Origin of the sequence: Nocardiopsis prasina DSM 43845 (genome assembly GCF_000341265.1) — a bacterium.
Taxonomy (GTDB): domain Bacteria; phylum Actinomycetota; class Actinomycetes; order Streptosporangiales; family Streptosporangiaceae; genus Nocardiopsis; species Nocardiopsis prasina.
On sequence record NZ_ANAE01000181.1, the window covers coordinates 16,405 to 36,593 of the forward strand.

General features: G+C 71.1%; 13 protein-coding genes and 1 pseudogene. 10 read left to right on the plus strand and 4 right to left on the minus strand.

Annotated elements, in window-relative coordinates:
• Positions 1-31: 31 nt before the first annotated feature.
• Positions 32-1,123 carry a LacI family DNA-binding transcriptional regulator gene (locus tag D452_RS0122055; RefSeq protein ID WP_017546311.1) on the minus strand — a complete coding sequence of 364 codons (1,092 nt, stop codon included), beginning with the start codon at positions 1,121-1,123 and terminating at the stop codon, positions 32-34.
• A gap of 96 nt (positions 1,124-1,219) precedes the next feature.
• On the opposite strand from D452_RS0122055, the gene D452_RS0122060 reads away from it, so the two are divergent.
• From D452_RS0122060 to D452_RS0122080, 5 genes are all read left to right on the plus strand, one after another.
• Entirely contained in the window at positions 1,220-2,821 is a 1,602-nt protein-coding gene (locus tag D452_RS0122060) for a glycoside hydrolase family 13 protein (protein WP_017546312.1), read from the plus strand.
• A gap of 430 nt (positions 2,822-3,251) precedes the next feature.
• Positions 3,252-3,524, plus strand: a complete 273-nt coding sequence (locus D452_RS0122065; RefSeq protein ID WP_017546313.1) for a hypothetical protein — start codon at positions 3,252-3,254, stop codon at positions 3,522-3,524.
• Positions 3,525-3,723: 199 nt separating this feature from the next.
• Positions 3,724-4,971 carry a sugar ABC transporter substrate-binding protein gene (locus tag D452_RS0122070; protein ID WP_017546314.1) on the plus strand — a complete coding sequence of 416 codons (1,248 nt, stop codon included), beginning with the start codon at positions 3,724-3,726 and terminating at the stop codon, positions 4,969-4,971.
• Between the two features lie 2 nt (positions 4,972-4,973).
• Positions 4,974-6,590, plus strand: coding sequence for an ABC transporter permease subunit (locus tag D452_RS0122075; protein ID WP_017546315.1), 1,617 nt, complete (start codon positions 4,974-4,976; stop codon positions 6,588-6,590).
• Complete coding sequence (locus D452_RS0122080; RefSeq protein WP_017546316.1) at positions 6,587-7,492, plus strand: sugar ABC transporter permease; 906 nt, start codon at positions 6,587-6,589, stop codon at positions 7,490-7,492. The genes D452_RS0122075 and D452_RS0122080 overlap by 4 nt, the downstream gene beginning before the upstream one ends.
• A gap of 139 nt (positions 7,493-7,631) precedes the next feature.
• Here the strand turns inward: D452_RS0122080 and lepA are convergent, their stop codons facing one another.
• A complete protein-coding gene (lepA, locus tag D452_RS0122085) occupies positions 7,632-9,473 on the minus strand; it encodes a translation elongation factor 4 (RefSeq protein ID WP_017546317.1) in 1,842 nt (613 codons plus the stop codon).
• Between the two features lie 271 nt (positions 9,474-9,744).
• Between lepA and D452_RS0122090 the strand changes: the two genes are divergently transcribed.
• From D452_RS0122090 to holA, 5 genes are all read left to right on the plus strand, one after another.
• Positions 9,745-10,734, plus strand: coding sequence for a hypothetical protein (locus tag D452_RS0122090; RefSeq protein ID WP_026129566.1), 990 nt, complete (start codon positions 9,745-9,747; stop codon positions 10,732-10,734).
• 255 nt (positions 10,735-10,989) lie between these two features.
• A complete protein-coding gene (gene rpsT / locus D452_RS0122095; RefSeq protein ID WP_017546319.1) occupies positions 10,990-11,259 on the plus strand; it encodes a 30S ribosomal protein S20 in 270 nt (89 codons plus the stop codon).
• Positions 11,260-11,655: 396 nt separating this feature from the next.
• Positions 11,656-13,416 (plus strand): helix-hairpin-helix domain-containing protein, encoded by a 1,761-nt coding sequence (locus D452_RS31115; RefSeq protein ID WP_017546320.1) that lies wholly within the window; start codon positions 11,656-11,658, stop codon positions 13,414-13,416.
• A 2-nt stretch (positions 13,417-13,418) separates the two neighbouring features.
• On the plus strand, positions 13,419-15,749 hold the full coding sequence (locus D452_RS0122105; RefSeq protein WP_026129568.1) for a ComEC/Rec2 family competence protein: 2,331 nt from the start codon (positions 13,419-13,421) through the stop codon (positions 15,747-15,749).
• Between the two features lie 156 nt (positions 15,750-15,905).
• Positions 15,906-16,868: a DNA polymerase III subunit delta gene (gene holA / locus D452_RS31040; RefSeq protein ID WP_026129569.1), complete on the plus strand. Its 963-nt coding sequence runs from the start codon at positions 15,906-15,908 to the stop codon at positions 16,866-16,868.
• A 140-nt stretch (positions 16,869-17,008) separates the two neighbouring features.
• On the opposite strand, the pseudogene D452_RS0122115 reads toward holA, so the two are convergent.
• Both D452_RS0122115 and hflX read right to left on the minus strand, forming a co-directional pair.
• A pseudogene (locus tag D452_RS0122115) lies at positions 17,009-18,175 on the minus strand (amidohydrolase family protein); the annotation flags it as partial.
• Positions 18,176-18,644: 469 nt separating this feature from the next.
• The gene (gene hflX / locus D452_RS0122120) at positions 18,645-20,156 is read right to left on the minus strand and encodes a GTPase HflX (protein WP_017546325.1); all 1,512 of its coding nucleotides are present in this window, start codon (positions 20,154-20,156) and stop codon (positions 18,645-18,647) included.
• Positions 20,157-20,189 lie beyond the last annotated feature (33 nt).

The following is a 20,189-nucleotide window of genomic DNA, read 5'->3' on the forward strand; positions in this document are numbered from 1 at the left end:
CGCCGGGTGGCCCGTCCGGGGAGGCCCGGGATCAGACTCCTTGGGTGGCGTCCTGGGGGTCCCTGCGCAGTGAGGAGGGGACGTCCAGGTGGCTCTGCGCGGACGGGCCGGGCAGGGACTCCGCGGGGGCGGCCGCCGTGGAGCCGCGCACGACCAGCTCGGGGTCGAAGACGTACTCGGCGTGTGAGACGGGGTGACCGGCGATCTCGTCGCACAGGGCCCGCACGGCGGCCATGGCCATCGCGTTGACGGGCTGGCGGACGGTGGTCAGCGGCGGGTCCGTGAAGGCGATGAGCTGGGAGTCGTCGTAGCCGACCACGGAGAAGTCCTGGGGTACGCGCAGTCCGTGCTGGCGGGCGGCGCGGATGGCGCCCAGGGCCATGATGTCGGAGCCGCAGACCATGGCGGTGACGCCGCGTTCGATGAGTCTGCCCGCGGCGGCGTGCCCGCCCTCCACACCGAAGAGGGAGAGCTGGACGAGGTCGTCGCCGTCCAGGCCGTGCTCGGCGAGGGCCTGGTGGTAGCCCTCCAGTTTGCGGCGGACCGGGACGTAGCGCTCGGGTCCGCTGGTGAAGCCGATGCGGGTGTGGCCGAGGGCGACGAGGTGGTTGACGGCCAGGCGTCCGGCCTCGCGGTCGTCGGCGGAGATGAAGGCCGCCGGGACGGACTCCGTGTAGCCGTTGACCAGCACGATCGGCAGCCGCCGGGAGACCAGGGCCTGGTAGCGCTCGTGCGAGGCGGTGGTGTCGGCGTGCTTTCCGGAGACGAAGAGGATGCCGGAGACGTTGCGCTCCAGGAGGAGTTCCACGTACTCGTCCTCTGATATCCCGCCGGGGGTCTGGGTGCACAGCACGGGCGTGTACCCGCGCTGCGCCAGGGCGCCTTCGGCCGCCTGGGCGAACATCGGGAAGACCGGGTTCTCCAACTCGGGGATGACCATGCCGACCAGTCCGGCGGAGCGCTGGCGCAGCCGGGCGGGGCGTTCGTATCCGAGCACGTCGAGCGCGGTGAGAACGGCCTTGCGCGTGTCGCTGCCGACGCCGGGCTTGTCGTTGAGCACCCGCGAGACGGTGGCCTCGCTGACGCCTGCGTGCCGTGCGATGTCGGCAAGTCGTGGACCCATGCTGGCAACTCTAGTCGAGAATCCTGACACAGGGACGAAAGTTGGCGGTAATCTTGCGCAAGAACTTGCAGCCATGATCCGGAAGGACCCCCACAGATGAAGGACCAGTCTCACTGGTGGCGCGAGGCGGCCATCTACCAGATCTACGTGCGCAGCTTCGCCGATTCCAACGGGGACGGCGAGGGCGACCTCACCGGCATCCGCGAGCGCCTCCCCCAGCTGGCCGAGCTCGGCGTGGACGCGATCTGGCTGACCCCCTTCTACGTCTCGCCGCTGGCCGACGGCGGCTACGACGTCGCCGACTACCGCGACGTCGACCCCCGGTTCGGCACCCTGGAGGACTTCGACGCCCTCCTGTCCACCGCCCACGAACTGGGCATCCGCATGATCATCGACGTGGTCCCCAACCACTCCTCCTCCGCGCACCGCTGGTTCCGCGAGGCCGTGGCCGCCGAACCGGGCAGCGCCGCGCGTTCGCGGTACGTCTTCCGTGACGGCCGGGGGCCGGACGGCGAGGAGCCGCCCAACAACTGGAAGTCGATCTTCGGCGGTCCGGCCTGGACCCGCCTCAAGACCGCCGACGGCACCCCCGAGCAGTGGTACCTGCACCTGTTCGACCCCGAGCAGCCGGACTTCGACTGGAGCAACCAGGAGGTCCACGACGAGTTCGACGACGTCCTGCGCTTCTGGCTGGACCGCGGGGTGGACGGGTTCCGGATCGACGTGGCGCACGGCATGGTCAAGGACCCGGCGCTGCCCGACATCGACCCCGACGCCAAGGCGGACCTGCTCGACGGCAGCACCTCGCTGCCCTACTTCGACCAGGACGGCGTCCACGACATCTACCGCCGCTGGTCGCGTATCGCCGCCGGGTACCCGGGCGACCGGACGCTTGTGGCCGAGGCCTGGGTGGAGGACGCCGAGCGGGTGGCGCGCTACCTGCGCCCGGACGAGCTGCACCAGGCGTTCAACTTCGAGTACCTCACCGCGCCGTGGGACGCCGGGCGCCTGCGCGAGGTGATCGACGGTTCCCTGGCCGCCAACGGCGCCGTCGGGGCGACGACCACGTGGGTGCTGTCCAACCACGACGTCACCCGGCACGTGACCCGCTTCGGTGGTGGCGACCAGGGGCTGCGGCGTGCGCGCGCGGCCACCCTGCTGATGCTGGGCCTGCCCGGTTCGGTCTACCTGTACCAGGGCGAGGAGCTGGGCCTGCCGGAGGTCACCGACCTCCCGGAGGAGTCGCTCCAGGACCCCACCTGGGAGCGTTCGGGCCGCACCGAGCGGGGCCGCGACGGATGCCGCGTGCCGCTGCCGTGGGAGGGCGACGCCGCCCCGTACGGGTTCGGCCCCGACGGCAGCACGCCGTGGCTGCCGGTCCCCGAGGTGTGGGCGGAGCTGGCCCGCGCCTGTCAGCGCGGTGTGGAGGGTTCGACCCTGGAGCTGTACACCGCCGCCCTCGGTCTGCGCCGTGAGCTGGAGGCCCTGGGCGACGGCTCGATGAGCTGGCTGGACTCCCCCGAGGGCGTCCTGTACTTCGGGCGCGAGCCCGGTGTGCGGGTGGCGGTCAACCTGAGCGGTGACGCCGTCGAGCTGCCTGCCTCCGGTGAGGTCCTGGTGGCCAGCGGCCCCGGCGCCGAACTGGCCGACGGCGCGCTGTCCCTGCCCGCCGAGACCTCGGCGTGGCTGCGCGTCTGACCGGGCCGTGAGCCCATGGGTGCCGGACGGTGCGAGCGCCGTCCGGCACCCGCCTCCACCCGGTCCGCCTTCACATCACCTTCCACGGGGCCCGCCCGCTCGCCGGGGTCCCGCCGGAGGCGGGGTCTGTCGTCCCGTCGGGCCCGTCCGCCGACGACGCCGACCTGTTCTCCGCGGGCGCCCTGGACGCCCTGATGGCCGCGCGTACGGGTGCCCCAACCGACCGAGAAGCCGGCGCCGTCCCGCAACACCCGCCTGCTCGGGAGCCCCGGTTCGTCGGAGGCGATGGCGGAGACCGGCACGGACGTGGTGGGCTCGGGTGCGGTGGCCCGGGTACTGAGGGTCCGGTGGGGCGATGAGGGCGACGCCCAGCACATCCACCCGTTCTTCTCCTCGGTCGGCGGTTACCTGTCCGGGGAGGACGCCTCGGGTGACCCCGACCCCGCGAACCTGGGCGTGGCCGCGCGTTCCCGCGCCGGACGCGGCGCTGGAGACGGTGGCCGCCCAGGACTCGGCGGCCTTCCATCGCGCGGGCGAGGGTGCCCTTCCGACGCCCGCCATTCCCGGGGCGGAGGCGGCGTGGAGCCCGTTCTCGCAGGCCAGCGCGGACCACTTCGGCGGAGGGGACCCGGCCGAGGCACTGGCCGAGGCCGAACGGCTGATCCTGGAGGCCCCCGCAGAGCGCAACACCGACCCGGAGTGAGCGGGGAGCCACTCCCCGCACCGGTCGCCCCCTTCGTTTCCGGGGTGTTTCCACATCTTTATCCCGGGCGCCTGCAAAGACTTTCAAAGCCTGCAAGTTATTGCTAACGTCACATCACCACGCATGCCCGCAACGGACCCGGTCCCCCCGGTGACCCGCATGCGCCCCACCTCCGCAGTCCTCCCGGAAGGAAGACACCATGAGATCCCGCAGCGCTTCAGCGGCCGCCGGTATCGCCGCGATCGCCCTGGTGGCGACCGCATGCAGCAGCGACGGTCCGGACGGTGGCGACGAGGGAGCCGCCGAGGGCACCCTCGTCATCTGGTCCGACCCCGAACGCGCCGACGCCATCCAGAGCGCGGCCACCGAGTTCGCCGAGGCCAACGGTATCGAGGTGGACGTCCAGGGACTGGCCTTCGACGACATCCAGGGCGACCTCCTCAACGCCCACCAGGCGGGCAACGCCCCCGACGTCTTCATCGGGGCGCACGACTGGACCGGCAACCTGGTCCGCAACGGCGCGGTCTCCCCGGTCGAGCTCACCGGCGACCAGGCCGGGGCCGTGGACGAGACCGCCGTCGAGGCGCTCTCCTACGACGGGCAGCTCTTCGGCGTCCCGTACTCCCAGGAGAACATCTTCCTGATGCGCAACACGGCGCTGGTCCCCGACGCCCCGGAGACCTTCGAGGAGCTCGTCGAGGTCGGCGGTGAACTCAAGGACGCGGGTGAGACCAGCGAGGTCCTCGCGATGGCGATCGGTCAGGAGGGCGAGCCCTTCCGGATGAACGCCCTGTTCACCTCGGCGGGCGGCTACCTCTTCGGGCAGGACGAGACCGGCACCTGGGACCCCGCCGACCTCGGCGTGGGGTCGGACGAGTCCGTCGCCGCCATGGAGAGGATCGCCGAGTACGGGGAGGACGGGGAGGGCGTGCTGCGCCGCTCCATCGACACCGAGAACGACGCCAACCTCTTCTACGAGGAGGAGGCACCCTTCTTCATCGCCGGGCCGTGGAACATCGGTGACGCCAACGACGCGGGCATCGACTTCGGGATCAGCCCCATCCCCGGCTTCGAGGGCGAGGCCCCGGCCAGCCCCTACATCGGCTACCACGCCTTCTTCGTCACCGAAGGCAGCGCCAACAGTGCCCTGGCCCAGGAGTTCGTGACCAACTACGTCACCTCCACCGACTTCATTCTCAGCCTCTACGACGCCGACCCGCGCACCCCCGTGCAGAGCGAGGCGCTGGAGGCCGTCTCCGCGGACGACGCCAACATCGCCGCGATCGCCGAGGCCGGCGCCGAGGGCATGCCGATGCCCTCGATCCCCGAGATGGGCGAGACCTGGGACCCGCTGGGCCAGGCTCAGGCCCAGGCCATCGCGGGCGGGGACGTCCGCGAGGCCATGGAGGCCGCCCACGACACCATCGCCGAGCAGATCGGCCAGTAGAGGTGGCAGCTTCCAGCCGCGACGGCGCGGGCCCGCCCTCCCCCGGGACGCCCGCCCGTCCACCGCTGCCCGGGGGCCGGTTCGCCGCCAACGGGTCGATCGTCGGCCAGCTCGTCAGGATCGCCCTGCTCGGCGTGTTCACCGCCTTCGGCGTGTGGGCGGTCCTGCCGTTGTACGTGGCGGGCAACTGGTGGGGCATCGGCCTGGTCGCCTTGGTGGTCGGCCTGGTCTACTACGTCTACCTGTCCAAGCGCACCGTCCCGGCGAAGTACCTGGTCCCGGGTGTGGTGTTCCTCCTGGCGTTCCAGATCCTGCCGGTGCTCTACACGATGAGCACCTCGGTGACCAACCTCAGCGACGGCCACCGGGGCGACAAGGACCGGGCGATCGCGGCCATCGAGGCGTTCTCGGTCACCCGCGACCCCGACTCCCCCGAGTACGTGCTCACCGTCGCCACCACGGGAGACCCCGACACCGGTGATCTGGCCTTCCTGCTCACCGACGCCGAGGGCCACGCCCACGTGGGCACCGCGGACGGTCTGAGCGACCTCGGCGGCGCCGACGTCGACGCGGCCGGGAAGGTCACCGGCGCGTTCGGGTACACGATCCTGACGCCCGCCGAGGTGAACGCGCGCAGCGACGAACTCCAGGAGTTCGCGGTCCCCACCGACGACGGATCGGGCATCCGCTCCAGCGGGCTGTCCAGCGCGTTCGAGGGCAGCGCCGTCCGGGTCTACGACCAGGGTTGCGACTGCGTCACCGACTCCGAGAGCGGTGAGGTCTACACGGCCGACAACGAACGCGGCGCGTTCTACAACGAGGACGGACAGCGGCTGGCCCAGGGCTGGCAGGTCAACGTCGGTCTCGACAACTTCGCGCGCTTCCTGCTCAACCCGACCTTCGCCAGCTCGTTCTTCGGCATCCTGCTGTGGAACCTGGTGTTCGCGGTGTCCGTCACCGGGCTGGTGTTCGTGGTGGGGCTGGGGATCGCCCTGACCCTGCACGTGCCGAGGATGCGCGGCAAGGTGCTCTACCGCGTCCTGGTGATCCTGCCCTACGCCATGAGTTCGCTGGCCATGTTCCTGCTGTGGCGGGACATGTTCAACACCGACTTCGGCCTCTTCAACCGGATGCTCGGGCTCCAGGTCGACTGGCTGGGCGATGTGTGGACCGCCCGGGCCGCCGTCATCCTCGCCAACGTGTGGCTGGGGTACCCGTACATGTTCCTGGTGGCCACCGGGGCGCTGCAGGCGATCCCGCGCGAGCTGGGGCAGGCGGCGCAGATCGACGGAGCGGGACCGTGGCAGGCCTTCCGGCACGTCACTCTGCCGCTGCTGATGGTCGCCATGACCCCGATCCTCATCGCCACGTTCGCGTTCAACTTCAACAACTTCAACGCGGTGTGGCTGATCACCAGGGGCGGGCCGTTCTCGCCGGACAACCCGACGGCGGGCGGCACGGACCTGCTCATCACCTACACCTACCGGCTGGCCTTCAACGAGGCCACGGCGCAGTACGGGTACGCGGCGGCGCTTTCGGTGATGATCTTCCTCATCGTCTCCGTGATCTCCGTGGTCAGCCTGAGTCGGAGCAAGGCCCTCAAGGAGGTGGACCGATGACGGTCGGCGTTCCCGATGCGGTACGCGCGCCCCACACGCGCAGCGGAGCCACCCGGTTCGCGCTGTGGGCCCGACGTCTGGGGTGGCGGCACGCGGTCATGGTGGTGGTCGTGGCCTTCGCGACCTTCCCCGTGCTGTTCGTGGTCTCGGCCGCCCTCAACCCCGTCGGCACCCTGAGCAGCGCGCAGCTGTGGCCGACCGGGGCGAGCCTGGACAACGCCCGGGACCTGTTCCGGAACACGCCGTTCACCACCTGGTACGCGAACTCGCTGTTCTTCGCGACCACCAACGCGGCGGTGACGGTGCTGCTCTCCGCGCTGGCGGCCTACGCCTTCAGCCGGATGCGGTTCAAGGGGCGCAGGGTGGGACTGATCGGCCTCCTCATCATCCAGATGTTCCCGCAGTTCCTGGCGATCGTCGCCATCTACCTGATGTTCTCCAACATCGGTGAGCTGTACCCGGCGATCGGCTTCGACACCCGGTGGGGTCTGCTGCTGGTGTACCTGGGAGGCGCGCTGAGCATCAACACGTGGCTGATGAAGGGCTTCTTCGACACGGTGCCGAAGGAACTGGACGAGTCGGCTCAGATCGACGGCGCCACCCACGCGCAGGTGTTCTTCCGGATCATGCTCCCGCTGGTGACCCCGGTGCTGGCGATCGTGGCGCTGCTGGTGTTCATCTCCACCATCAACGAGTTCCTGATGGCCAGCGTGTTCCTGAGGGACACGGACGCCAAGACGCTGGGCCTGGGGCTGTACCAACTGGTCGCCTCGCAGCGCAACGCCAACTTCGGGATGTTCGCGGTGGGCGCGCTGATGCTGTCCCTGCCCACGCTGATCGTGTTCTGGTTCCTCCAGCGCTACATCAGCGACGGGCTCACCGCCGGGGCGGTGAAGGGATAGCTGGTTCCGGTCCGCCAGGGCCCGGGGCACACTCCGTGCGCTCGCACGGCACACGAGGCGAGGGGCGCTCCCTGGCGGGGGCGCCCCTCTCTCGTCGGTACCGGCCCCCGGGCGGCGGTGCGCCGACCGGGGCCCTCCCCTACTTCTTCTTCTTGTCCTCGGCACCGCTGGTGTCGGTGGACAGCGCGGAGATGAAGGCCTCCTGGGGCACCTCGACCCGGCCGACCATCTTCATCCGCTTCTTGCCCTCCTTCTGCTTCTCCAGCAGCTTGCGCTTACGGCTGATGTCGCCGCCGTAGCACTTGGAGAGCACGTCCTTGCGGATGGCGCGGATGTTCTCACGAGCGATGACCCGGGCGCCGATGGCGGCCTGGACCGGGACCTCGAACTGCTGCCGCGGGATGAGCTCGCGCAGCTTCTTGGTCATCTCCACACCGTAGGCATAGGACTTCTCCTTGTGGACGATCGCGGAGAACGCGTCGACCGGCTCGCCCTGGAGGAGGATGTCCACCTTGACGAGGTCGGCCTTCTGCTCGCCGATGGGCTCGTAGTCCAGGGAGGCGTACCCCTTGGTCCGGGACTTGAGGGCGTCGAAGAAGTCGAAGACGATCTCCGCCATGGGCAGCGTGTACCGCATCTCGACGCGGTCCTCGGACAGGTAGTCCATGCCCTGGAGCTCACCGCGGCGGTCCTGGCACAGCTCCATGATCTGACCGATGTAGTCGGAGGGGCTCAGGACCGTGGCCTTGACCATCGGCTCGTAGATGCCCTCGATCTTGCCGGTGGGGAACTCGCTGGGGTTGGTCACCACGTGCTCGGCGCCGTCCTCCATGTCCACGCGGTAGATCACGTTGGGCGCGGTGGAGATGAGGTCGAGGTTGAACTCGCGCTCGAGGCGGGCGCGGGTGATCTCCAGGTGGAGCAGGCCCAGGAAGCCGCAGCGGAAGCCGAAGCCGAGGGCCGCGGAGGTCTCCGGCTCGAAGGCCAGCGCGGCGTCGTTCAGCTGGAGCTTCTCCAGGGCGTCGCGCAGCACCGGGTAGTCGGTGCCCTCGATCGGGTACAGGCCCGAGAACACCATCGGCTTGGGTTCCTGGTAGCCGCCGAGCATGTCGGTGGCGGGCTTGGCCAGGGAGGTGATGGTGTCACCCACCTTGGACTGGCGCACGTCCTTCACGCCGGTGATGATGTAGCCGACCTCGCCCACGCCCAGTCCCTGGCACTTGGTCGGCTCGGGCGAGCTGACGCCGATCTCCAGGATCTCGTGGGAGGCCTTGGTGGACATCATCTGGATGCGCTCACGCGGGCTGAGGTGACCGTCCACGACCCGAACGTAGGTGACCACGCCGCGGTAGGTGTCGTAGACCGAGTCGAAGATCATCGCGCGGGCCGGGGCGTCGGCCTGGCCGACGGGCGGCGGGATCTGGTTGACGATCTCGTTGAGCAGGTCCTCGACGCCCTCGCCGGTCTTCGCGCTCACCTTGAGGACGTCGGAGGCCTCGCAGCCGATGATCCCGGCGAGCTCCTCGGCGTACTTCTCGGGCTGCGCGGCGGGCAGGTCGATCTTGTTCAGGACCGGGATGATGGTGAGGTCGTTCTCCAGCGCCATGTAGAGGTTGGCGAGGGTCTGGGCCTCGATGCCCTGCGCGGCGTCGACCAGCAGGATCGCGCCCTCACACGCGGCCAGGGAGCGCGACACCTCGTAGGTGAAGTCGACGTGGCCGGGGGTGTCGATGAGGTCGAGCGTGTAGGTCCGGTCGTCCACGGCCGTGAACGGGATGCGCACGGCCTGCGACTTGATCGTGATGCCGCGCTCGCGCTCGATGTCCATGCGGTCCAGGTACTGGGCGCGCATCTGACGGTCCTCGACGACGCCCGTGATCTGGAGCATCCGGTCGGCCAGCGTCGACTTGCCATGGTCGATGTGCGCGATGATGCAGAAGTTGCGGATCAGCGCGGGATCGGTCCAGTTCGGCTGTGCCACCGTGCTCCGTTCACAGGGTTGGGTGTGGGTCGTCGCGCGCCTGGGGTGGCGCCGCCCCGCCGGGCTCTCGGTGATGGGAAGACCATCCGGCCACGGCGTCGTCCATCATCCCACGGCGCCGAGACCGTCCTCACCGGAAGCGGCCGGTGAGGATACGGCAGTATGGGCGCGAGCGCGGGACCTGAGTCCAGATTATGCGACCTGGGACCGGAAACGGGCGATGCGGGTGCCCAGCGGACGAGGGCGCCGGACGAGAGCGGGTGGCGTACGGGTGAAGTGGCTACTGAAACGGTTGCTGGCCGGAGTGGCGGCGGTCCTGGTCGTGGTGGTGGGCGCCGGCGCGCTGCTGGCCTACCAGTACTCGGGGTCGCCCGAGGACTGGGCCGCCTCCCAGGGCGCGGACGCGGCGTGGGTGGGTTCTTGGGCGGACACGGGGGCCCTGGAGGGCCTGCTGGACACGGGCTCGGTGAGCACGCTGTACGTGTACGCGGGTGAGGTGGACGCGGACGGCGGTGTGGAGCGGGTGCCGGACACCGGGGCCCTGCTGTCGTGGCTGGACGCGAACTTCCCCGACGTCGAGGCGCTGGCGTGGCTGCGGCACGTGGAGTCGGGTTCGTCGCTCATCCGGGACCGGTTCGACGCCCCGGCCCGGGAGGCCCTGGCCCCGGTCGTCGCCGAGGTGGGCGCGGACGGGTTCGACGGGGTGCACCTGGAGATCCGTCCGGTGACGGTGAACGACCCGTCCCTGCCCTCCCTCATGGAACTGGTGCGGGAGGAGCTGGACGAGGACGCGCTGCTGTCGGTCCAGGCCCATCACGTGGAGCTGGTGCCCGGTGGGCGGGTCGCGTCGTTCGTCGCGGGCGGCGAGGAGAAGTACTGGTCGAAGGGATATCTGGACCGGGTGACCGAGCACGCGGACCAGGTGGTGCTGCCGGGGGTGGGGGCGAACATGCCCTCGGCGGGGTTGTACGGCGGGTTCATGGTGCGGCAGGTGACCGAGGCGGTGACGGCGCTGCGCACCCGCGAGGACGTCACCGTGAGGTTCGGGGTTCCGACCTACGAGAGCGAACAGTGGGGGCCGGTCACGGAGAACGAGACGGCGCTGACCGCGATCGCCGCCGTCCGGTTGGGGATGTCGAGGGTCGAGGAGGTCCCGGAGACGATGACCCTGGGCGTGTCCCTGTACCTGGTGGACGAGGCCGCGGAGGGTGATCTGACCGCCTACCGGACGGCCTGGCTGTCCCCGGTGGAAGAGCGGTGACGGTTCCGGGAGCGCGCGGTGGCCCACCCCGAGGGGGCGAACGGGCGGTGCGCACCCCCGGGGTCCCGAGTGGTCCGCGTGGTGCGGCATACTGAGAAGTCCGTGTCTCGGACTTCCACGTTCGAATTTGAGCCCTGTGGACTCACACACACCCTGCGTCGGCGCCCACGCAGGCCTCTCATGGAACGGCTGCCCATGGGATGAGCCGCCTGTTCGACCGACGCGAAGATCACAGTAACTGGAGCACGTTTTCGCATGGCGAACATCAAGTCGCAGAAGAAGCGCATTCGGCAGAACGAGAAGGCTCGTGTCCGCAACCAGGCGGTGCGCTCTTCCCTGAAGACGGCCGTTCGGAAGTTCCGCGAAGCTGCCGAGGCCGGGAACGTCGAGCAGGCCACCGTCGCGCAGCGTGACGCCGCTCGCGCCCTGGACAAGGCCAGCAGCAAGGGCGTCATCCACAAGAACCAGGCCGCGAACCGCAAGAGCGCGATCGCCAAGCGCCTGGACGCCCTTCAGTCCGCCTAGGGACTCAGGGCAAGAAGGCTTCGCGAGGGCCCGGTCCGCCAGGACCGGGCCCTTCGTCATGCCCAGCGCCTCCCGCGCGGGCCCGTCCGATCGCCCCGGCTGGTCCTGACCTGACGCGGCGGGCCGCCCAGCGCGGGTCCTCGAAACCGGTGTGGGACCGGGGGCGCACACGGGCCCAGCCTCTGGGCCCGGGAACTCCCTCGTGTGGGAGTTGTCCACAGGTCGCACCGGCCCCCTGGATCGTCGGCGCCGATCCTGGTTTGCTCGATATCGGGGGAGCCTCGGTCTCCGCCCGCGCGAGCCTGCCCGAAACCGGGTGCCCCGCGCCCCGGCGAGTTATCCACAGATCGAAACTGGCCGATGACAGGGGGTTCCGGCCTACCTAGCGTTGGATCCATGACCGCTTCGCGCCGGTCGCGGCGCACATCTCCCCTGTCAGACCCCGAGGAACGGCTCCGCACCCTCGGCCTGGGCTCCTCCCCCACCGCCGAACCGCCGCGCGTCCTCGCCCCCAGCCCCCTTCCCGATCCCACGTCCGTGGTGACCCTCCCCCGGCCTCCCTACGCGGTCGGCGGGGCGGATACCCCCTACCTCCCCGACGGCCACGAGCCGGGGCGGAGCCCGCACTGGACCTCTCCCTCCCCACCGGGACCGCTGTGGAACGGAACGGCCGCGGCCACGGATCAGACGGAGTGGCCGCCGGAGGACTCCCTGGACCCGGAGTCCTCGCCCACCGTCCGAATCACACCGAACCCCGGCGGCCTCCCCAGCGCCTCCTCCCAACTCGACCCCCGGGAGGAACCACCACCGGGTGAGGTGTCTCCCGTCTCGGGCGGCGCAGCACCCCCGGCCTCCTGGGTGGGCACACCCGCGAAACCGCACGAGGGGGTTTCCTCGGACGGCTGGTCCGGGACGTCGGTACGGCCCTTCGAAGACCCCGAACTCGACGGCCACGACACCGCGCTGACGGACTCCGCAGCCCGGCGGCCACCCGAGTCCTGGAACGATGCGGCGCGGCGGCTCCACGGGACGGCCCCCGAGGACTGGGACGACGGCGCCGCAGACGCGCGGCAGGGAGGGCACCCGGGGCCCCGACTCCGGACCGGCCACACCGCGCGACGGCACCACGAGGTCGCTCCCGAGCCCGAGCCCGGCCAGGAACCCTGGACGTACGACGGCGACTCAGTCGGCGATCAGGCCGGGCGGCCCTCGGAACTCCGGTCCGGCCCCACCGTGCGACAGCACCACGAGGTGGTGTCCGAGTTCGCCCCGGAGGCCCTGGCCAACGACTCCGCAGGCACTGGCGAACGGGAGCGGCCAACGTGGGAGCAGCCGGTCGTCGTGGCACCCGAGGGCGGACCCGAGTCCGGGCCCGGGGCCCGGCACGCGCCTGGGCCGGGGCGACCTCCGGGCGGGCGAGAGGGCCTGAGCCAGGCTGCGGCCCGGCCACCGTCCGGGTACACGGAACTGTCTCCTGAGGGTCCTGGTTCGGTCCTGGAACGGGTGGCCGAGCGTTGGGGCTCCCACTCCGCGCTGTCCCGGCGGGCGGTGGTGGCCCTGTTGGTCGTGGGGCTGCTCGCCGTGGCGGGTGCCTTCCTGGCCCTGCGTGACCGCCCCGAAGAGGTGACCGTGTCCGACCTGGCGGACCAGGCCTCCCCGGTCGGCCATGACACGGACCAAGAGACCGCGCCCGGGGACGGGGGCGGAACGGGTGAGGAGTCCGCGGAACCGGGCGGGGACGTGGTGGTGCACGTGGGCGGTGAGGTCGCCGAGCCCGGGCTGTACACCATGCCCGCCGGATCGCGCGTGGCCGACGCGGTGGAGGAGGCGGGCGGTCCGTTGCCCGAAGCCGACCTGGACCTGGTCAACCTCGCCCGGCCGTTGACTGACGGCGAACGCGTCCTCGTGGGAGTCCCCCAACCGGACGGTGGGTCGGGTGACGGACCCGAGGGCAGCGGCCCCCCGGTCAACCTCAACCTGGCCGGGCAGGCCGAACTCGAGACGCTTCCGGGGATCGGGCAGAAGAAGGCCCAGCAGATCCTCGCCCACCGTGAGTCGCTCGGCGGGGCGTTCAGCGGCGTCGAGGACCTGCTGGGTGTGGACGGCATCGCGGAGAAGACGTTCAGGAACCTCGAACCCCACGTGACGGTGGGGTGAGGGTGGTCAGCTGGCTGGGTACCGACGCGCACGGTCTGGACCGACCGCCGGACCTCAAACTGTTTCTCCCCGCCGTCGCCGCCTGGCTGGCCGCGCTCGGCGCACTGGCCGTCCCACCATGGCTCGCGTGGTCGTTCGCGGGAGTGCTGGGTTTCGCAGCGCTGGCGGCACTCATGGTGCACCACCACGTACTGGAGGCTCCGGCGTTGGCCCTGGTCGCCACGTTGGCCTGTGGCGCGACGGTGGCGGCGGTGGCGGGCGTCCACGTGCATCGGACCGCCTCCAGTGCCGCCACGGAGGCCACGGAACAGGGCGGTGAGGCGGCCTTCCGCGCGGTGGTCACCACCGATCCGCGTTCCAGGGCCGGCCTGCCGCGTCCGGGCCGAGCCGAGTGGGTGGTGCCCGCGCACACCGAGTGGGTTCGGGTGGACGGTGCGGAGCGGGTGTCGCGAGCCCCGGTGGTGGTACTGGCCTCCGGACCGGGCTGGGAGGGGCTGCTGCCGGGCCAGAGCTTCGAGGCGCGCGGTTCCTTCCTGGCCTCGGACGACGACCAGCTCACCGCCGCCCTGGTACTCGTGCGGGGTCCTCCGGAGGCGGTGGGCGAACCCGGGAGGTTTCAGGCGTTCGCGGGTGAGGTCCGGTCGGGCCTGCGCGAGGCCTCCGCAGGTCTGTCCCAGCCCGAGCGGGGGCTCCTCCCGGCACTGATCGTCGGTGACGTGTCCGCGTTGCCGGAACGCACGGCCGAGGACTTCCGAGCCACCGGGATGACGCACCTGCTCACCGTCAGCGGCGCCAACCTCGCGATCCTCACCGGGTTCGTTCTGGGGGTGGCCAGGTGGACACGCGCGCCCACCTGGTGCGCGGTGCTGGGCGGCGCCCTGATGATCTGGGTGTTCGTCCTGGTGTGCCGTCCCGAGCCGAGCGTGGTGCGGGCGGCGTTCATGGGGTCCCTGGGTCTGTTGGCGTTGGCCACCGGCAGAGCGCAGGCGGGGATGCGGGCTCTGTGCGCCACCGTGGTGGGGGTGCTGTTCGTCGCGCCCGGCCTGGCCGCGTCCTACGGGTTCGCGCTGTCTGTGCTGGCCACGGCGGGAATTCTGGTGCTCGTTCCCGGTTGGGCCCGGGCCTGGTCGGAACGCTGGCCCCGGCCGGTGGCCGAGGGCTTCGCGGTCGCGGTGGCCGCGCAGGTGGCGGTCGCGCCCGTGCTGGTGCTGCTGTCCGGCGAGGTGTCCTGGGTGGCGATCCCGGCCAACGTGCTGGCCGCGCCCGTGGTGGCGGTGGTGACCGTGTCCGGATCGGCGCTGACCGCTCTGGCGTCGGTGTGGCCGGGCGGCGCCGCCTTCCTGGTGCCCCTGCCCGGGCTGGGTGTGTCCTGGATCGCCCTCGTGGCCGAGACCGGGGCGCGGGTCCCCTACGGCGCGCTGCCCTGGCGGTCGGACGTGGTGGGCGGCCTGTTGTTGGCCGTGGTGCTGCTGGTGTTCCTGCTGACCCGTGGCCTGACCCGGCGGGTGCTCGCCGCCGTGGCGGTGGCCGTGCTGGTCCTGGGGTTGGCCGCCCGCTGCGTGCCGGGAGGGTGGCCGCCTCCTGGATGGGCCCTGGTCGCCTGCGACGTGGGCCAGGGGGACGCGTTCGTGCTGTCCGCGGGGGGAGGGGAGGCTGTGGTCTTCGACACCGGGGACGACCCGGACCTGGTGGACGGCTGTCTGGACCGCCTGGGGATACGCGTGGTGCCGCTGCTGGTCCTCAGCCACGACCACGCCGATCACGTGGACGGCGCACCCGGCGTGCTGCGGCACCGGAGGGTTCCGGTGGCGCTGGCCCCGCCGGGGTTCGGTGAGGGCCCGGCGGGCCGTCTGTTGGCAGAGGAGGGGGTGGAACTGCACGAGGCGCAGCGGGGGCAGCGGTTCCGGGTGGGTCCGTGGCTGCTGCGGGTGCTCTGGCCCAGGAGCGGGTTCGTGGGGTCGGTGAACGACACCTCGGTGGTCGTGCGGGCCGACGGCCCGCAGATGTCCGTGCTGCTCACCGGGGACATCGAGATGGAGGCCCAGAGCGCACTGCTGCGCGAGCCCGAAGCCGAGCTGTTGTCGGTGACGGTGCTGACCACGCCCCACCACGGCTCGAACACCCAGGTCCCCGCCTTCCTCACAGCCACGGAGGCGACGGTGGCGGTCACCTCCGCTGGCCGGGAGAACTCCTACGGCCACCCCACCCCGTTCACGGTGGGAGTGCTGGAGGGGATGGCGCAGGCGCACGCGCGCACCGACCTCGACGGTGACGTCGCCGTCCTGGGCGGACCGGTACGGGTGGCCACCCGTGGCCCGAGACCCGACCCGTAGGTAGCGCCGCCGCGAGGTGGGCGTCCGACTCGGCAAGGCACTGTCGCGGACACACGCCCCGGGAGCGAAGGCACGAACAGGGCCTGGGGGCGAGGAGGCAAGCAGCTATGGGCCATCGGGCACCGGTTGGTCGGTGGAGCGTGGCATCCTCGTTGTATGCCTGCACCCGCCCTCATCACGCTCATCGTCGGCGACGAGGAGCTCCTCGTCGACCGGGCCGTGGCCGCTGTCGTCGCCTCGGCCCGCGCGGAAGACCCCGAGGTGGACGTCCACGACCTCGTGCCCGCCCAGGTGGGCCTGTCCACCCTGGTGGAGGTCACGTCGCCCTCGCTCTTCGGCGACCGCCGGGTGGTGGTGATCCGCTCCTCCCAGGACCTGGTCAAGGATCTGGCGGCGACCGTCACCGACTACCTCAAGGCGCCCGCCGACGACGTGTTCATGGTGCTCACCCACGCGGGTGGCGCCAAGGGCAAGGCACTGCTCCAGGCCGCGGTGAAGGCCGGAGCCCAGCGGGTGGACTGCAAGGGTCCCACCAAGGGGCCCGAGCGGGTCGCCTTCGTCAAGAGCGAGTTCTCCTCCGCCGGACGGCAGATCACTCAGGACGCCGCGCAGGCGCTGGTGGACGCGGTCGGCACCGAGCTGCGTGAGATCGCCGCGGCCTGCACCCAGCTGATCGCGGACACCGAGGGCAGGGTGGACGCGGCGGCGGTGGCCAGGTACCACTCCGGCAAGGCGGAGGCCTCGGGATTCACCGTCGCCGACCGTGCCGTGGAGGGTCGCCTGCCCGAGGCCCTGGAACAGCTGCGCTGGTCCCTCGCGGTGGGTACCGCCCCGGTGCTCATCAACAGCGCCCTGGCCGGTGCCGTGCGCGGGATCGCGGTGGCCGCCCAGCCTCCGCGCGGCATGAACGAGGCGGAGCTGGCCAAGCGGGCCAAGGTACCGCCGTGGAAGCTGCGTACCCTGCGTCAGCAGGCTCGTGGGTGGAACGCGGCCGGGGTGACCCGGGCGATGGCGGTGATCGCCGAGACCGACGCGCTCATCAAGGGTGCCGGACGCGATCCCGAGTACGCGCTGGAGCGCGCGGTGATCGAGATCGCCCGCGCCCGAGGCACCCGCTGAACGGAACCGCAAGCCTCGGCAGCGATCACTGAACCCTGACCAGGGACGCGGGGGGCGCCCACGAACCCGGCACCGGTGTCCGATGCTCGACGCGCTCCCCGGGTGACCTCAGTGGATGGGGCGGCCGGCCCCCCCCCNTGCAGGCCCATGGACCACGCGAAGGCTCCCTCGTGGTCGGCGTCCCACTGCACCAGGTCGGCCAGCATCCCCGGAGCGATCATGCCCCGGTCGTTCAGACCCAGCGCGTGCGCGCTGCCCGCCGTGGCGGCGTTGAGCGCCTCCTGGACGGTCATCTCGAACATGGACACCGCGAGGGAGATGACCAGCGGCATGGACGTGGTTCCCGACTGGCCCGGGTTGTGGTCGGTGCCCAGACCCACGGGGACGCCGTGGTCGAGCAGGGCGCGCACCGGCGGGGTGCGGCGCTCGTGCAGGGCAGTGGTGGGGCAGGCCACGACGGGGGTGCGGGTGGACGCCAGGGCGAGCAGGTCCTCGTCGTCGGCCTCGTGGACGAGGTCCACCGAGGAGCAGCCCAGCTCGGCCGCCATCCGCACGGCCCCGTGCCGGGGCCGCGAGCAGGCGTGCAGGGTGGTGCGCAGACCCACGGACTGGCCCACGCCCAGGAGCATGTGGGCGTCCTCGGTGGTGAACTGCTGGTTGTCGCAGTACACGTCCACGCCGTCCGCCCCGGCCATGGCGGCGTCGCTGAGCCAGGAGGCCGCGGTGGCCACGTACTCCTTGGGGCGGCCGAAGAACTCCGGTGGGACCCCGTGCGCGGGGAAGAACGTGACGTGCAGGCGGGGCATGCCGGGTTCCTCCTCCAGGGAGCGCAGCAGACGCACGTCGGCGAGTTCGCCGTCCCGGGTGAGGTGGTAGCCGGTCTTGGCCTCCACCGTGGTGCTGCCGGACAGCACCCAGTGCCGGAGTCGTTCCCGGACCGCGTTGCACAGCGTCCAGGGGTCGGTCCCCCGGGTGATGGTGACGGTCGTCGAGACCCCGCCGCCGGCCGCGAAGATGTCCGCGCGGGTGGCGCCCTTGGCCCACATGTTGACCTCGGCGTACCGGTCGCCCGCGTAGACGGGGTGGCAGTGGGCGTCGACCAGGCCGGGGGTGATGAGTCCGCCGCCGATGTTGACGACCTCGTCGACCTCGGTGAGGTCCTCCATCACTCCGGGGATGCGTTGGGGGAGCTCGGCCGCGTGGCCGACCCAGGCGATCCGGTCGTTGTCCATCAGGATGGCGGCTTTGGTGAGCAGCTCGTTCCCGGTCCACAGCCGACCGATGTTGGTGAGGAGTACTACCGTCATGGGGTGGTCCGCCCTCGCCGGTCAGATCCGCCGCGGGACGCGCGGAGCAGGGGCGTGGGGTGCGCGGGCGGGCATGGCGACCTCGTATCTGGATGCGATTCCGACAGGGCCGTGGGCGACCCGGAGTCGCCTCGCGGTGCCTTGACAGTGGGGGTTCGCATCGGCCCGGGGGGACAGCGATCACTGCCGGCCAGTGCTCCGAAACCGTAGTCCATCCTCGGAGCCCGTGTACACCTCCCCGAGGGGACGAATGCGAGCGTTAACGAGCGAAACTCGCAAGCAAGCAGAGTGATGAAGACCACCTGGACCCCCGTTGAGCTGGCCTTCCACGCCCGGATTCTTCGCTGCCGCCTTTCACGCGGAACGTGAGGGCTCAGGGCTCCACTCTCCCGGGGGGGGCGTTCCCGACACAACGCGGCCGGGACGTCACGGGGACGTCCCGGCCGTGTGTTCTCCGACCCGCCCGGGTTCAGACGTTGCTGGGCGTGTACTCGTCGAGCTTGGCGGCGAGCAGTTCGGGGACGAAGGCGTGCAGCGCCGTGCCGTCTCCGGTGTGCTCCTCGCTGATGATGCGGCCCTCCTCGTGCACCCTGGCGATGAGGTCGCCCCGCGAGTACGGGACCAGGGCCCGCACTTCCTTGGCGAGCTCGGGCAGCGCCTCGGCCAGCGCGGTGACCAGTGCGGCGACGCCCTCGCCGGTGCGCGCCGACACCTCGACCAGGTCGGGGTAGCGCGTGCGCAGCGTCTTGAGCGTGTCCGGGTCGGCGGCGTCGACCTTGTTCACCACGATGAGCTCGGGCACGTCCACGGCCTCGATCTCGGCGAACACCTCACGGACCGCGCTGATCTGCTGTTCGGGGTCGGGGTGGGAACCGTCGACCACGTGCAGGATCAGGTCGGAGTCGGCGACCTCCTCCAGGGTGGAGCGGAACGCCTCCACCAGCTGGTGCGGCAGGTGCCGGACGAAGCCGACGGTGTCGCTCAGCGTGAAGCCGCGGCCGTCGGGCGTGCGGGCCTGACGGACGGTCGGGTCCAGGGTGGCGAACAGCGCGTTCTCCACCAGCACCCCGGCTCCGGTGAGCCGGTTGAGCAGGCTCGACTTGCCCGCGTTGGTGTACCCGGCGATCGCCACCGAGGGCACCTCGCGGGTACGGCGGACGTCCTTCTTGACCTCGCGCGCGGTACGCATGTGGGCGAGCTGACGGCGCAGCTTGGCCATCTTGTCGTTGATGCGCCGGCGGTCGGTCTCGATCTTGGTCTCACCGGGACCGCGCAGTCCCACGCCACCGCCCGCGCCGCCTCCGCCGGAGCCGCCCGCCTGTCGGGACAGGGAGTCACCCCAGCCGCGCAGTCGCGGGAGCAGGTAGTTGAGCTGGGCGAGTTCGACCTGGGCCTTGCCCTCGCTGCTGCTGGCGTGCTGGGCGAAGATGTCGAGGATCAGGGCGGTCCTGTCGACCACCTTGACCTTCACGACGTCCTCCAGCTGGCGCAGCTGGCCGGGGGTGAGTTCACCGTCGCAGATGACGGTGTCGGCGCCGGTGGCCTCGACGATGTCGCGCAGTTCCGCCGCCTTGCCCTTGCCGACATAGGTCGCGGGGTCGGGCTTGGAGCGGCGCTGGGTGAGTCCTTCGAGGACGAGGGCGCCAGCCGTCTCGGCGAGTGCGGCGAGTTCGGTCAGTGAGTTGTCGGCCTCGGCCTGGTTCCCCCTGGTCCAGACGCCGATGAGCACGACTCGTTCCAGCCGCAGCTTCCGGTACTCGACCTCGGTGACGTCGGTGAGCTCGGTGGACAGCCCCTGGACGCGGCGGAGCGCGTGCCGTTCGGCCAGCTCCATCTCGCCCTGGTCGGGTGCGTGACCCTGGTCCTCGTGGTGGGCACCGCCGGTGGCCTCGCCGCCGATGGTGCTCCCCTCACGGAAGTCGTCCTCGCCGTGGCCCTCGTGGCCCGCGTGGTCGCTTCCGTGGGTGTCAGCTGTATTCATATCCCTCCAGGTGGGTCAACGCATGTGCCGCCA

Bases quoted from the DNA above. Each gene is read 5' to 3' on its own strand.
- D452_RS0122055 (WP_017546311.1), bottom strand. From the start codon at position 1,123: ATGGGTCCACGACTTGCCGACATCGCACGGCACGCAGGCGTCAGCGAG.
- D452_RS0122060 (WP_017546312.1), top strand. From the start codon at position 1,220: ATGAAGGACCAGTCTCACTGGTGGCGCGAGGCGGCCATCTACCAGATC.
- D452_RS0122070 (WP_017546314.1), top strand. From the start codon at position 3,724: ATGAGATCCCGCAGCGCTTCAGCGGCCGCCGGTATCGCCGCGATCGCC.
- D452_RS0122080 (WP_017546316.1), top strand. From the start codon at position 6,587: ATGACGGTCGGCGTTCCCGATGCGGTACGCGCGCCCCACACGCGCAGC.
- rpsT (WP_017546319.1), top strand. From the start codon at position 10,990: ATGGCGAACATCAAGTCGCAGAAGAAGCGCATTCGGCAGAACGAGAAG.
- D452_RS31115 (WP_017546320.1), top strand. From the start codon at position 11,656: ATGACCGCTTCGCGCCGGTCGCGGCGCACATCTCCCCTGTCAGACCCC.
- holA (WP_026129569.1), top strand. From the start codon at position 15,906: ATGCCTGCACCCGCCCTCATCACGCTCATCGTCGGCGACGAGGAGCTC.
- hflX (WP_017546325.1), bottom strand. From the start codon at position 20,156: ATGAATACAGCTGACACCCACGGAAGCGACCACGCGGGCCACGAGGGC.